Source organism: Saccharopolyspora kobensis (assembly GCF_900108315.1).
GTDB lineage: Bacteria > Actinomycetota > Actinomycetes > Mycobacteriales > Pseudonocardiaceae > Saccharopolyspora > Saccharopolyspora kobensis.
The window spans coordinates 686,905-698,969 of record NZ_FNVB01000004.1; the positions used below are offsets into that span (position 1 = coordinate 686,905).

The 12,065-nt window shown below is 69.5% G+C and carries 13 protein-coding genes, 4 tRNA genes and 1 riboswitch; of the genes, 10 read left to right on the top strand and 7 right to left on the bottom strand.

Annotation, left to right across the window (positions count from 1 at the left end; all coding sequences use genetic code 11):
* Window positions 1-177: 177 nt before the first annotated feature.
* A riboswitch (cobalamin riboswitch) is annotated at window positions 178-348 on the top strand.
* Window positions 349-504: 156 nt separating this feature from the next.
* From C4T78_RS16015 to C4T78_RS16030, 4 genes are all read left to right on the top strand, one after another.
* The gene (locus C4T78_RS16015; protein WP_235862963.1) at window positions 505-1,353 is read left to right on the top strand and encodes a hypothetical protein; all 849 of its coding nucleotides are present in this window, start codon (window positions 505-507) and stop codon (window positions 1,351-1,353) included.
* Window positions 1,350-2,450: a PLP-dependent cysteine synthase family protein gene (locus C4T78_RS16020; protein ID WP_093345451.1), complete on the top strand. Its 1,101-nt coding sequence runs from the start codon at window positions 1,350-1,352 to the stop codon at window positions 2,448-2,450. The genes C4T78_RS16015 and C4T78_RS16020 overlap by 4 nt, the downstream gene beginning before the upstream one ends.
* On the top strand, window positions 2,447-3,703 hold the full coding sequence (locus C4T78_RS16025) for an MFS transporter (RefSeq protein ID WP_218161417.1): 1,257 nt from the start codon (window positions 2,447-2,449) through the stop codon (window positions 3,701-3,703). Before C4T78_RS16020 ends, C4T78_RS16025 begins: the two co-directional genes overlap by 4 nt.
* A 296-nt stretch (window positions 3,704-3,999) precedes the next feature.
* A complete protein-coding gene (locus tag C4T78_RS16030) occupies window positions 4,000-4,488 on the top strand; it encodes a DinB family protein (RefSeq protein WP_177247357.1) in 489 nt (162 codons plus the stop codon).
* 10 nt (window positions 4,489-4,498) lie between these two features.
* On the opposite strand, the gene C4T78_RS16035 is transcribed toward C4T78_RS16030, so the two are convergent.
* From C4T78_RS16035 to C4T78_RS16045, 3 genes are all read right to left on the bottom strand, one after another.
* Window positions 4,499-5,044 carry a MarR family winged helix-turn-helix transcriptional regulator gene (locus C4T78_RS16035; RefSeq protein ID WP_093345456.1) on the bottom strand — a complete coding sequence of 182 codons (546 nt, stop codon included), beginning with the start codon at window positions 5,042-5,044 and terminating at the stop codon, window positions 4,499-4,501.
* Between the two features lie 177 nt (window positions 5,045-5,221).
* Window positions 5,222-5,710, bottom strand: a complete 489-nt coding sequence (locus C4T78_RS16040) for an NADPH-dependent FMN reductase (RefSeq protein WP_218161418.1) — start codon at window positions 5,708-5,710, stop codon at window positions 5,222-5,224.
* Window positions 5,707-6,606, bottom strand: coding sequence for an EamA family transporter (locus tag C4T78_RS16045; protein WP_093345459.1), 900 nt, complete (start codon window positions 6,604-6,606; stop codon window positions 5,707-5,709). Before C4T78_RS16045 ends, C4T78_RS16040 begins: the two co-directional genes overlap by 4 nt.
* A gap of 271 nt (window positions 6,607-6,877) precedes the next feature.
* Here C4T78_RS16045 and C4T78_RS16050 point away from each other — a divergent pair, with 271 nt between their 5' ends.
* The gene (locus C4T78_RS16050) at window positions 6,878-7,939 is read left to right on the top strand and encodes a PQQ-dependent sugar dehydrogenase (RefSeq protein WP_218161419.1); all 1,062 of its coding nucleotides are present in this window, start codon (window positions 6,878-6,880) and stop codon (window positions 7,937-7,939) included.
* 196 nt (window positions 7,940-8,135) lie between these two features.
* On the opposite strand, the gene C4T78_RS16055 is transcribed toward C4T78_RS16050, so the two are convergent.
* From C4T78_RS16055 to C4T78_RS16070, 4 genes are all read right to left on the bottom strand, one after another.
* Window positions 8,136-8,210 (bottom strand) — tRNA-Val (locus tag C4T78_RS16055).
* A 1-nt stretch (window position 8,211) separates the two neighbouring features.
* A tRNA-Cys gene (locus tag C4T78_RS16060) sits at window positions 8,212-8,283 on the bottom strand.
* Window positions 8,284-8,330: 47 nt separating this feature from the next.
* Window positions 8,331-8,403 (bottom strand) — tRNA-Gly (locus C4T78_RS16065).
* A 143-nt stretch (window positions 8,404-8,546) separates the two neighbouring features.
* Window positions 8,547-8,972, bottom strand: a complete 426-nt coding sequence (locus C4T78_RS16070; protein WP_093153719.1) for an SsgA family sporulation/cell division regulator — start codon at window positions 8,970-8,972, stop codon at window positions 8,547-8,549.
* A gap of 937 nt (window positions 8,973-9,909) precedes the next feature.
* Here C4T78_RS16070 and C4T78_RS16075 point away from each other — a divergent pair.
* From C4T78_RS16075 to C4T78_RS16095, 5 genes are all read left to right on the top strand, one after another.
* Window positions 9,910-10,293 (top strand): TIGR02611 family protein, encoded by a 384-nt coding sequence (locus C4T78_RS16075; protein ID WP_093345462.1) that lies wholly within the window; start codon window positions 9,910-9,912, stop codon window positions 10,291-10,293.
* 57 nt (window positions 10,294-10,350) lie between these two features.
* A tRNA-Val gene (locus C4T78_RS16080) sits at window positions 10,351-10,422 on the top strand.
* Between the two features lie 595 nt (window positions 10,423-11,017).
* Window positions 11,018-11,344, top strand: coding sequence for a PadR family transcriptional regulator (locus C4T78_RS16085; protein ID WP_093345464.1), 327 nt, complete (start codon window positions 11,018-11,020; stop codon window positions 11,342-11,344).
* Window positions 11,341-11,697 (top strand): DUF1048 domain-containing protein, encoded by a 357-nt coding sequence (locus C4T78_RS16090; protein ID WP_093345467.1) that lies wholly within the window; start codon window positions 11,341-11,343, stop codon window positions 11,695-11,697. Before C4T78_RS16085 ends, C4T78_RS16090 begins: the two co-directional genes overlap by 4 nt.
* Window position 11,698: 1 nt before the next feature.
* On the top strand, window positions 11,699-12,025 hold the full coding sequence (locus C4T78_RS16095; protein ID WP_093345469.1) for a DUF1048 domain-containing protein: 327 nt from the start codon (window positions 11,699-11,701) through the stop codon (window positions 12,023-12,025).
* Window positions 12,026-12,065 lie beyond the last annotated feature (40 nt).

Sequence of the window (12,065 nt, forward strand, 5' to 3'; positions counted from 1 at the left end):
GGCAGGTGGTCGTTCCGGGGTGTGCGATTTCAATTGAAATTGCGATGTCCGGCACCGATCGATCAGCGGCGGTGAGCGATCAAGGTCCACAATGGTCGTTCCGGAGAGCTCGGGTGCGGCACCGGGGTGATCTTGGGTGCGGAGATCTTGACACCCGGGCCGCGCGCTGCGAACGTCCGCAGTGGTTCATGCGACGGTGCGCAGGAAGCCGGTGCGAATCCGGCACGGTCCCGCCACTGTGAACGGGGAGCTGCCGCCACCCCGCCACCGCTGCTCGCGCAGTGGGAAGGCAGGCGAACAGCGTTGATCCGCGAGTCAGGATACTGACGCCGTCGTGCCGATTCGCACGGGGTCGCGGAGCCCCGGAGGAGGTAATCGACGTGCGCGTGCCATCGCTGCCAGTGCAGTGCGGTGAAGAGCTCCACTCATCGGAGAAGCAGGCCTGACCAGCCCGTCACCGGTGCGGTCCGCCGCGCCGGTCACCGACTCCCGTGGAGACGTCCCGTGCTTCCTGCTCAGCTCTCCCCGGCCCGGATCTCGCACTCGGCCCTGCGCGCAGTGGTCGAGCGGGTTCGCGCCGCCGACATCGCGCGACCCGAGGAACGGCGCCTGCGCGCCGCCATGACCTCGGTCGTGTTCACGACAGTCCAAAGTGCACAGCACGCCGGGCGCGGCTTCGGCTACACCAATTGCGTGCTCAGCGCGCGGATCGGCGGCGCGGTGGGATCCTGCGCCGTCGAACCCGGTCGGCTGGAACCGGGATCGGTGCAGGACCTCGTCGGCCGCAGCGTCGCCGAGCTGCTGGAGCACGAAGACCCGGCGGTCCGGGTCGCCGTGCTCGACGCCTACCTGGCCGACCTGACCCCGCACGCCGGGCACCCGAGAGCCCGGACCGTGCGCATCCCCGGCGGGACCTCGCTGGAGAAGTCGATGGCCCGTGCCCGCGCGGTCGCCGAACTCGTCCCGGCAGGCGGCTCCGTCGCGGTGATCGGGGTGGTGAACTCGCTGCTCGCGGCCCTGCGCGAGCGCGGCGCGAGCCCGGTCCCGTGCGATCTGAAGGGCGGCCGCACCGAGTGGGGCGAGCCGGTGCTGCTCGACCACCGGGAGGCGATCTCCGGCGCGCAGGCGGTGCTGGCCTCCGGCATGGTGCTCGGCAACGGGACGTTCGACGAGATAGCCGGGCTCTGCCGCGAACGCGGACTGCCGCTGGTGATGTTCGCGCAGACCGGTGCGGCGGTGCTCCGGGAGATGGTCGGAGCCGAGGTGCGCGCGCTGTCGGCGGAGCCCTACCCGTTCTTCTGGCTGAGCGGGGACGGCACGGACATCCACTGCTACGCGGGAGAACCGCGGTGACCGCCATCGACCTCCGCTGGACCGAGGGCGGCCCCAGGTGCGGCTCCGTGCTGGACCTGATCGGCAACACACCGGTCCTGCGCATTGACGCACCGCTGCCCCGGCCGCACCCCGGTTTCTGGGCCAAGCTCGAAGGATTCGCTCCCGGCGGCATGAAGGCCCGCGCCGCGCTGTCGCTGATCCAGGGCGCCCGGAGCCGCGGCGAGCTGCTCCCCGGCGGCACGGTCGTGGAGTCGACCAGCGGGACGCTCGGGATCGGCCTGGCCTGCGTCGGCTCGGCGCTCGGCCACCCGGTGGTGATCGTGGCCGACCGGGAGCTGGACGCCATGACGCGGGCGATGCTGCGGGCGCACGGCGCGCGCGTCGAGATCGTGCGTGATCCGCACCCGGTCGGCGGCTGGCAGCGCGCCCGCCGGGAGCGGGTCGCCGAGCTCCTCGCACAGCTGCCCGGCGCGTACTGGCCGGACCAGTACGGCAACCCGGACAACCCCGCCGGGTACCTCGGCATGGGCCGTGAGCTGACGCAGCAGTTCGAGCACCTGGACGTGGTGGTGTGCAGCGTCGGCACCGGCGGGCACAGCGCGGGGATCGCCTCGGTGCTGCGGGAACGGTGGCCGGGAATCAGGATCGTCGGCGTCGACTCGACCGGCTCGACGGTGTTCGGGCAGCCCGCCGCGCACCGGTTGATGCGCGGGCTGGGCAGCAGCATCCACCCGGGCAACGTCGCCTACGACGTCTTCGACGAGGTGCACTGGATCGGCCCGGCGGAGGCGGCCGACGCGTGCCGCAGGCTGGCGGCCGGATCCTTCGTGACCGGCGGGTGGAGCACGGGCGCGGTCGCGCTGGTCGCCGCGTGGTGCGCGGCGGAACTCGGCTCGGCGGCGGTGTGCGGGGTGTTCCCGGACGGCCCGCACCGCTACTGGCACACCATCTACGACGACGACTACCTGGCCGAGCACGGCCTGGTCCCCGCCGCGCGCAGACCGTCCGAAGTGGAATCCGCCGGCTGGACCAGGACCGGCGCGATCGAGGATCCTTGCCCGTCGCGCACCGGCGCCGGGGTGGACTGCGGGGTGTGCGGGGAGGACGACCGGTGAGCACGACCGGATTCCGGCAGCTGTCGCGCGCCGCGCAGCTGCTGATGATCAACCAGTTCGGCATCAACGTGGGCTTCTACATGCTGCTGCCGTTCCTGGCGACCTACATGAGCGAGGACCTGGGCTACGGCGCGGCGGTGATCGGCCTGCTGCTCGGCGTCCGGAACCTCAGCCAGCAGGGCATGTTCCTGCTCGGCGGCACCGCCGCGGACCGGCTCGGCTGCCGACCGATGATCATCACCGGCTGCGCGCTCCGAGTGGTCTCCTTCGGGCTGTTCGGCGTCTTCACCTCGTTGCCCGGGCTGTTCGCCGCCGCGGTGCTCACCGGCCTGGCGGGCGCGCTGTTCAACCCGGCGGTGCGCACCTACCTCATGCACGAGGCGGGGGAGAAGCGGGCCGAGGCGTTCGCGGTGTTCAACGTCTTCGCACACGCGGGCACGCTCGTCGGGCCGCTGCTCGGTGCCGCGCTGCTCGCCGTCGACTTCCGGTTGATCGCGCTGGTGGCGTGCATCGCGTTCGCGGTGCTGACCACCGCCCAGATCGTCGTGCTGCCGAAGCAGGAGCTCGAACCGCAGCGGGGCAGCGTCCTGGGGAGCTGGCGCGAGGTCGTCACCAACCGGCGCTTCCTGGTGTTCACCCTCGCGCTGTCGGCGTACTTCGGGCTCTACAACCAGCTCTACCTGGTGCTGCCGCTGGAGGCGCAGCGGGTGTCCGGCCTCCCGGAGTCGGTGGCCGCGGTGTTCGTGGTGTCCACCGTGATCGGGATCGCCGGGCAGGTCCGCATCACCCGCTGGTGCCGCGGCCGGTGGACACCCGGGCAGTCGGTGGCCTTCGGCCTGGCGTGCATGGGAATCTCCTTCGTCCCGGTGCTGCTGACCAGTCCGCTGCTGGCGGCGTCGGCCGAGCCGGACTGGACGCGGATCGCGCTGGTGTGCCTGCCGGTGCTGCTGACCACGGTGCTGTTCACGGTCGGCATGGCGATCACCAACCCGTTCGCGATGGAGCTGCTGCCGATCGTGGGCAGCGAACGGCTGACGGGCACCTACTACGGCTTCTACTACCTGGTGTCGAGCCTGGTCGCGGCCGGCGTGAGCTGGCTGGCGGGAGCTCTGCTCGACGCCACGGCCAACTCCGCGCTGAGCTGGCTCCCGTGGCTTGCCCTGCTCGCCGTCGGTGTGCTCGGCGGAACCGGCGCGGCGGTCCTGGAACGCCGAGGCCTCCTGCGCCGCGAACCGGCGGACGTGCGGGGCTGAAGCTTTCCGGCCTGCTATGGCGGCCTTCTGATCGGGTGAAACTCACCATCGCCGAAGAAGTGCCCGAACGGCAGCAATCGTCCGACCGCTGCAGCGGTTGAACTGGGCTCGCCGAGCGGTTCCCGGCCAGCGGCGAGGAGGGATCGCCTTCCACCCGCATGGCCGCGTTCCGCCGCCACCGACGCGGTTCGCCCTATGCTGATCGTCGTGATCCGCATCCGGATCCGATGCCGTTCTTCCGCCCAGGAAAGGGAAGTGCTCACATGGCACAGCACGTTCCGGTTTGCGCAGAGGCAGTGGAACGCCAGATCCCCGAGCACGGGCTCGGCGAGAAGGAGATGCTCCGGGCGTGGCTGGAGTTCGGCCGCAAGACCGTCCTGGGCAAGACGGCCGGTCTCTCCGACGACGACGCCCGGTACAACCCGACGCGGTCGAACACCTCGCTGGCGGGCATCGTCAAGCACCTGACCACCGTGGAGCAGCACTGGTTCCAGATCGTCCTCGGCGGCCGGGAGATCCCGATGCCGTTCGACCAGCAGAACCCGGACGGCGACTGGATCGTCGCCGACACCGAGAGCCTGGCCGAGCTCCTGGAGCGCTACCGGGAGGCGTGCCGGGAGAGCGATCGCATCATCGACGAGCTGGACATGGACAGCACCGGCGCCCAGACCGCCGACGACTACACGCTCCGCTGGGCGCTCTGCCACGTCGCGCTGGACACGGCCCGCCACGCAGGCCACGCGGACATCCTGCGCGAGCAGCGGGACGGCGCCCGCGGCTGGTGAACAGCCGTCGTCAGCGTGGTTTCCTCGCCGCTGGCGCGGAGGTGGCGCGGTCGCGGTCGAGCTGGTCGTCGAGGTGCTCCAGGAGGCGGCGGAGTTCGCCGACGAGGTGTTCGTAGTCGGCGGGGCTGTAGTCCGGGAGCAGCCTTGCTTCGTTGGCGAGGTGGAGGCGGAAGATCCGGTCCACGACCTCGGCCCCGCGCTCGGTGAGGCGGACGCGGACCGAGCGGCGGTCGTCGGTGTCTCGGATGCGCTCGACCAGGCCCTTGGACTCCATCCGGTCGATGCGGTTGGTGACCGTGCTCGAGGTGATCATCGCCGCGTCGAGCAGTGCGCCGGGGGTGAGCTCGTACGGAGGGCCGGAGCGCCGGAGCGTGGTGAGCACGTCGAACTCCCACACCTCCAGGCCGTGCTCGGCGTAGAAGGCCTTCAGCGCGCGGTCGAGGATGCGGGACAGGCGCTGGATCCGCCCCACGATCGCCACCGGCCACAGGTCGTCGGCCAGTTCCGGCGCTTCGTCGCGCCACAGATCCAAGATCACGTCGACGCTGTCGGTCATCTCCGCTCCTTACCTCGATGCCGAGGTTACCCCGCCCGCACCGGCGGACGGGGTGCGCCCGATGGTGCTCAGAACCGGGCGGTGGCACCGGTGTTCCGGGCCATCAGCTGCCCCGCTTGATCCGCGCGGCCAGCTCGGAAAGCAGGTCGGTGAGCACCGTGCGGGTGAACTCGTCGGTCAGGGCCCCGTCGCCGTCGAACCGCTCGTGCGCGCGGAACACCACCACCTCCGGCTTGGCGAGGACTTCGGCGCCGATGCTGGCGAGGATCTGGCGCAGGCCGAGCTGGGCCCGCACCGTGCCGAGAGCACCGGGGAGGCACCCGCCACCGCGACCGGCTTCCCGCTCATCCCGGATCCGCCGGGCATGCGGCTCATCCAGTCGATCGCGTTCTTCAGCGCCGCGGGGATCGCCGCGTTGTGCTCCGGCGTCGCGATCAGCAGCCCGTCTGCCCGCAGGATCTGCCGGTGCAGGTCGTGCACGGCCTCCGGGAACGGGTGCTGCTCCAGATCTTCGTCGTACAGCGGCAGATCGCCGAGGCCGGAGTGGACGTGCACGGACATCGAACCCGGCGCGAGGTCGCGAGCCGCCCGCAGCAGCGCGGTGTTGTAGGAGCCGGCGCGCAGGCTGCCGGACAGGGCGAGGACGTGGTGCTCGGGGACGGTCATTTCGTGCTCCTGTTCATTGACTGACCCGCCACTAGGGCGAGCAGTGCGATGGTGAATCCGGCGATCTGCCAGGGTGTGAGGGCTTGGCCGAGCAGGACGAACCCGACGGCGGTCGCGACGAGAGGGTTCACGGTGGACAGTTGGGACACGGCGGTGGGGGCGAGTCGTTGCACGCCGCGGAACCACAGCGTGTAGGCGAGTGCGGTGCCGACGAGTCCGATGTAGACGAACCCGGCCGCGTTCTGGGCGCTGATCGTCGCGGGCAGCCCTTCGGCCACGAGCGTCAGCGGCCAGAGGACGAGCCCGCCGATGGTGAGCTGCCAGCCGGTCATGGTCAGCGGCGGGACCGGTGAGCCCCACTTCTTCCCGAGCACGATCCCCAAGCCCATGATCGAAGTCGCGGCCAGCATCGCGGCGACACCGACGGGATCCGGCGCGGTGACGGCGGTGATCGTCATGAGCCCTACTCCCATCGCGGCCACCGCGAAGGCGAGCAGGATCCGGCCCGGGGTGCGGGTCTTCAGCAGCAACGCCGCCAGTGCGGCGACGACCAGCGGCTGCAGCGCTCCGAGCGCGGCGGCGAACCCGCCGGGCAGCCGGTAGGCGGCGAGGAACAGCAGCGGGAAGAACGCCCCGACGTTGAGGAGCGCGAGCGCGATCGCCTTCGGCCACCACTTCCCGCGCGGGAGCGTCCGGGTGAGGGCCAGGATGAGCAGCCCCGCGGGCAGGGCGCGCATCGCCCCGGCCAGCAGCGGCCGATCCGGCGGGAGCAGCAGAGCCGTTGCGGCGTAGACGGTTCCGAAGCACGCGGGGGCGAGCGCGGTGAGCGCCACGTCGCGCAGCGGCGCCGGCGCCCGGAGGGGCACCGCGAGTGCGCTGGTGGTGCTGGTGGCCATGTCATCCGTCCTCGATTTGTCTCGATGTCGAGATAGAACCAGCAGGGGACTGTCGCCGTCAAGTATCTCGTTATCGAGATTCTTGGGTGGTGCTCACGGCCGGGGCCCGGGAGCGGGTGGGTGATCGTTTGCCGCGACTCCCGGTCGTGTCGCGTCGTACTGGCCTGAAACGGCTGCCCTGCAACGGATTCGGACCGCCTCACCTCACCCGGCCGACGAGAGCGTCCTGGAGGGATTCCGCCGCGGTGGTGATCTCGCCTACCGTTGAGGCATGGCCGATGAGCGCGGGATGACTGCCCGACGGGTGATCCCGCTCGTCGCTGCCCTGCTCGCCCTGGCCTCGTGCACGACCACTCCGGTCACGGCACCACCGGAATCCCGCTGGGGCCGACCCGCGGTGGTCGCCGACGGACTCGCGGCGCCGTGGTCGATCGCGTTCCACGAAGGCACCCCGTTGATCAGCGAGCGGGACACCGCCCGGATCGTCGAGCTCTCCCCGACCGGGGACGCCCGCGAGATCGGCACGATCGCAGGCGTCGAGGGCACCGGCGAAGGCGGGCTCCTCGGCATCGCCGTGCGGGGCGAGCACCTGTACGCGTACTTCACCGCAGGCGAGGAGAACCGGATCGAGCGCTACGAGCTCACCGGTGGTGCGGGGGCGCTGCGACTCGGCCCACCGCGGGTGATCCTCGGCGGAATCCCCGCTGCCGGCAACCACAACGGCGGCCGCATCGCGTTCGGTCCGGACGGGATGCTCTACGCGACCACCGGTGACGCCCAGGTCCGCAACAGCGCGCAGGACCTCGGTTCCCTGGCGGGCAAGATCCTCCGGATGACCCCGGACGGCGGGGTCCCGCCGGACAACCCGTTCCCCGGTTCGCTCGTGCTCAGCTACGGCCACCGCAACGCGCAGGGCATCGCGTGGTCGGCGAGCGGGACGATGTACGCCACGGAGTTCGGCCAGAACACCTGGGACGAGCTGAACATCATCGAACCCGGTGGCAACTACGGCTGGCCCGAGGTGGAGGGCATCGCACACCGGGACGAGTTCGTCGACCCGGTGCAGCAGTGGTCGCCCGCGGACGCCAGCCCCAGCGGCATGACGATCGCGGGGGACACCGCCTACGTCGCGAACCTGCGCGGCGAGCGGATCCGCGAGATCCCGCTGGCCGCCCCGGCGACCTCGGTCGAGCACTACACCGGCGAATTCGGCCGTCTGCGGGACGTGGTCCTCGCCCCGGACGGCAAGCTGTGGATCCTCACGAACAACACCGACAGCCGAGGAGACCCGCGCCCGGGCGACGACCACCTGTTGAGCACCGATCCCGCGTGACCGCGCGGCGGTCGGAACCTTTGCCTCAAGCGGTGAGCGGGCCGGAGTGGTGTGTGCGTCCCAAAGATTCGGAAGTGGCAGAACGCGTCGACAGGTGTTCTGCGGGAAATTCACTGAATCAGGCGGTTTGTGAACCGCATCGTCATTAGCGGGATGACGACGAGCCCACTCCGAAGAGCCGGGCTGAAGAAAGAACTGGTGCGCGATACTGGGATTGAACCAGTGACCTCTACCGTGTCAAGGTAGCGCTCTCCCACTGAGCTAATCGCGCGAGGCGGAGGCGGGAATCGAACCCGCGTACAGGGCTTTGCAGGCCCTTGCCTAAGCCACTCGGCCACTCCGCCGGACTCCGCATCCACACCTGGGTCGGCTGGAACGCCAGAGGATCCAGAGCGGATGACGGGACTCGAACCCGCGACCCTCACCTTGGCAAGGTGATGCGCTACCAGCTGCGCTACATCCGCGTGCCTGCGACTTCTGGTTCCGGGGTCTTCCGGGGGCCCGTCCGCCGCGTTGCACAGAGAACTTTAGACCACGCCCGAGATCGCGATCAACGGGGGGTCCACCAGACGCCCGGCACGGTCCGCGCCGAGCCTGTTTTCCCTGGTCAGCCGAGGTCGTGCGGAAGCAGGCGGGTCAGCGCCTCGTCCACGTCGACCCACAGGTTCTCGTTGCCGGGGACCACCACGTCGTAGGTGCGGTCGAGGAAGTCGGCGAGCTCCTGCGCGGAGGCCTCGAACACCGCGTGGCCCGACGGGGAGCTCAGCTCGATCGCCACGACCTCCGGGTCGTCGACGGCCGGGCGGATGGTCACGTCGCCCTCGCCGGCGTGCGCGATCAGCCCGTCGGCGAGCAGGTCGCGGGCGAACACCCATTCGACCCAGCCTGCGCGGCCGGTGCGGAACGCGGCCACCACCGCGTACGGGTCGCGGGTGTCGTAGCGCAGCTCGACCTGGACCGGCACGGCAGGTGTCTGCGGAGCCAAGAGATCGAACACCGCGGTGGAACGCAGTGTCACGTGATCGTTACGCATTGTTCTCCCCTTTCTGCTCCCCCCGGTCTGGTTATCGACCGGGCAACACAGTTGTGACGCCTCAACGGGCTCGCACGCTCGCGACTTTCGCTCAGATCACCCGTACGGGGCAGGGTGCAATTCGCTGGGCTATCGGTTGGATGCGGTGCGTGTTCACGATGGCCTCCGGGTTCGGGGTGACCGCGGGTCGCGCGCCCTCGTTCCGAGACGCGTCAGGCCCGTTGTTCACGCCAGAGGAAGATCCACTGCGAACAGTCCGGCAGAGGCGTTGAGCCGTAGTTCCAGAACTCGATCGGCGACCACGCTCAGCTACTTTCCGTAACCGAGCGAAACGGCCCCGCGTCCGGTCTTCGATCCGTCGCCCCCGTCTCGCGGAACTCGCCTTCGCGCCCGGCTTGACCACCGGGTTTGCCGCTCCGCCGAGTCTGCTTGACGTCCGCTCAAGAATAGGGGATCGACCCCCTCCTTCAGGAGGGCGCGCGGGCGCCGGATGAGACGCTCGCCACCGCGTGTCCCCGGATCGGGCTAATGTCGCGGGGCCTCGTCGCCGTGCGGCAGGCGTGCGGCCGAACGCCCGGTCGAGACTGGTGTCACAGTGTGACCAGGATCGAAGCGGTGCGACAGGGCCGAACGGCCCGGCCGCCCCCGCCGCGACCCATGAGACCGATCACATTTCCGCGGCCGCAGGGGTGCGCTGACGCCCGACTGTCGGCTTGACATCGGGCCGCGCCGGGAACGCGCGAAACGTGCCCGGGGCAGCGGCGGGATCGTATTCTGGCCGAACGGGAACCTCCGCGGGCGCGGAGGCCCGTCCGAAGACGACGCACGACCTACAGGTGGAGCCCTGACCGACGAAGCCGAGCCGGGAACCCGCCCCGCCGCCGCGGGACCGGCGACCGACGACGACCGAAAGCCCAGCCTGCGCGAGCGCCTCTGGATGTTCCGCGAGCGCCTCCGCGCCAGGGCGGGCTTCAACATTGCCTACCGCGTGGCGATCGGTGTGATCGGCGGGCTGGTGCTGGCCGCGGGCATCGTGATGATCCCGTACCCGGGCCCCGGCTGGCTGGTGGTCTTCGCCGGGCTCGGCATCCTCGCCACCGAGTTCCACTGGGCCGGCCGCGTCAACGGCTTCGCCAAGCGCCACTACCGCCGCTGGGTGGACTGGCTCGGCCGCCAGAACCTCGCCACCAAGCTCGCGGTGATGGGCGGCACCTGCGTGATCGTGCTGGTCACGCTGTGGTTGCTCGGCCTGTTCGGCACGGTCGGAGGCTGGCTCGGCCTGCGCTGGAGCTGGTTGGCCTCCCCCCTGTTCGGGCCCTGAAACCGGTCGTGTATTGTTCTTCATGTCGCCGGGAACGGCGGCAGAACAACAGAACAAGGGCGATTAGCTCAGGGGGAGAGCGCTTCGTTCACACCGAAGAGGTCACTGGTTCGATCCCAGTATCGCCCACGCATGCACCGCGCCCCTGACCGGCAGAGTCAGGGGCGCGGTGCTTTTTCGGCTTCACCGGCAGTCCGGTTTTCTGTGCCGTGGCACCTGAAGTGGTGCCTGAACGGCCCAGCGGCGTGGTCATCACTTCGCCTCTCCAATACCCACCTGTACGCCGAACAGGTCGCCGATGGCCACAACTCCTTCCTGGCCCACGAGAGCTACCACGATGCCGCCCACCCGTCCCGACTCGTGTTGCCGTTCGCGAGACGCACGGCGGCGAGTCGGGAATCGGTTGCGCGTGACCGGTCGGGATCCTCGCTGTGCCCGGTTTCGGCGGCGCCGAGCTGATTCGGGAGGCTCCCGAAGTCGAAACCGGGCTGAGGAAGAGATGCGCACGAAACCTCAGTGAGGGCTGGGTTCCTCCTCGCGTCGCGAGCACGACTTCGATCGGCCGCGCTTGTTTCCCTCGGGCTGTCGCCGGGGTTCTTCGCGCTGGACGGGGCCGTCACTGCGCAACGGCCATCTCCCTGAGCTTGCCAAGACTTCACTACTCTGTGATACGTTGTAGTGGTACTCAGTGATACTGAGTACTGGGAGAGCTGCAGGGGACGCGATGGACGATCTGACGGAGATGCTGAAGGGCACGCTCGAGGGTTGCGTGCTCGAAGTCATCAGCAGCGAGGAGACCTACGGGTACGCCATCACGCGGCGGCTGAACGAACTCGGTTTCGCCGACGTCGTCGAGGGAACGGTCTACACGATCTTGCTGCGGCTGGAGAAGAACGGGCTCGTCCAGGTGACGAAACGGCCGTCCGAGAAGGGGCCGCCGCGCAAGTTCTACGCGCTCAACGACGCGGGACGCGAGGAACTCGCAGCGTTCTGGGCGAAATGGGAGTACATCACAGCGCGGATCGACAAGCTCAGGGAAGGTGGGAGATGAACTTCTGGGAGACCATCACGGGCAGCGATCTCACCAGGGAGTGGAAGGCGTTCGAAGTCAGAGCCGAGGCATTGCCCGCCGACCACCGGGCGGCGTGGGAAGAGATCAAGGAGCGTCTTTCCCCTTACTCGGACTTCACCGGCCGCAACCTGACGCCGATTCTCGACGGCGTCTTGGGACTGCTCGAAGAGACGGCGTCCGACGGGCAGAGCGTTCACGAGGTGCTGGGCGACGACATCGAGGGCTTCTGCGCGGCGGTGGCCGGCGGAGAGCGGAGTCGGCACTACCGCGACCGGTGGCGCGAGCAGTTGAACAGGAATGTCGCGAGGAAATTGGGCAGGTTGGGAGGCTGACGTGGGCATCCAGGACATCATCGAGGGCAAGAGGCAGTGGCGGGCGCACATGGCGCGGGTCAAGGCACTCCCTCCGGACTACCAGATCGTCTACAAGGAGATGCAGCGGTACCTCTTCAAGGTCGGGCCGGTCGATTTGGCCGATGGGCCCCTGCTCCCGGAGATCGTCGACTTCTTCGAGGAAGGTGCTGCGGCGAGCAAGGGGGTCCTGGAACTCATCGGCGACGACGTCGCCGCCTTCTGCGACGGCCTGATCGAGGGCTCTCCCACCTACGCGGACATCTACCAGGAGTCCATCAGCGGAAAGCCCGGTACGGCCGGGAAATGACACGCGTCGCCCCGAATTCCTCCCATGACGGCTGAGGTCC

Excerpts from the sequence above, each read along its gene's own strand:
- C4T78_RS16075 (WP_093345462.1), top strand. The coding sequence starts at position 9,910 with ATGTTCCGCGAGCGCCTCCGCGCCAGGGCGGGCTTCAACATTGCCTAC.
- C4T78_RS16085 (WP_093345464.1), top strand. The coding sequence starts at position 11,018 with ATGGACGATCTGACGGAGATGCTGAAGGGCACGCTCGAGGGTTGCGTG.
- C4T78_RS16070 (WP_093153719.1), bottom strand. The coding sequence starts at position 8,972 with ATGCGTAACGATCACGTGACACTGCGTTCCACCGCGGTGTTCGATCTC.
- C4T78_RS16040 (WP_218161418.1), bottom strand. The coding sequence starts at position 5,710 with ATGACCGTCCCCGAGCACCACGTCCTCGCCCTGTCCGGCAGCCTGCGC.
- C4T78_RS16045 (WP_093345459.1), bottom strand. The coding sequence starts at position 6,606 with ATGGCCACCAGCACCACCAGCGCACTCGCGGTGCCCCTCCGGGCGCCG.
- C4T78_RS16035 (WP_093345456.1), bottom strand. The coding sequence starts at position 5,044 with ATGACCGACAGCGTCGACGTGATCTTGGATCTGTGGCGCGACGAAGCG.
- C4T78_RS16050 (WP_218161419.1), top strand. The coding sequence starts at position 6,878 with ATGGCCGATGAGCGCGGGATGACTGCCCGACGGGTGATCCCGCTCGTC.
- C4T78_RS16090 (WP_093345467.1), top strand. The coding sequence starts at position 11,341 with ATGAACTTCTGGGAGACCATCACGGGCAGCGATCTCACCAGGGAGTGG.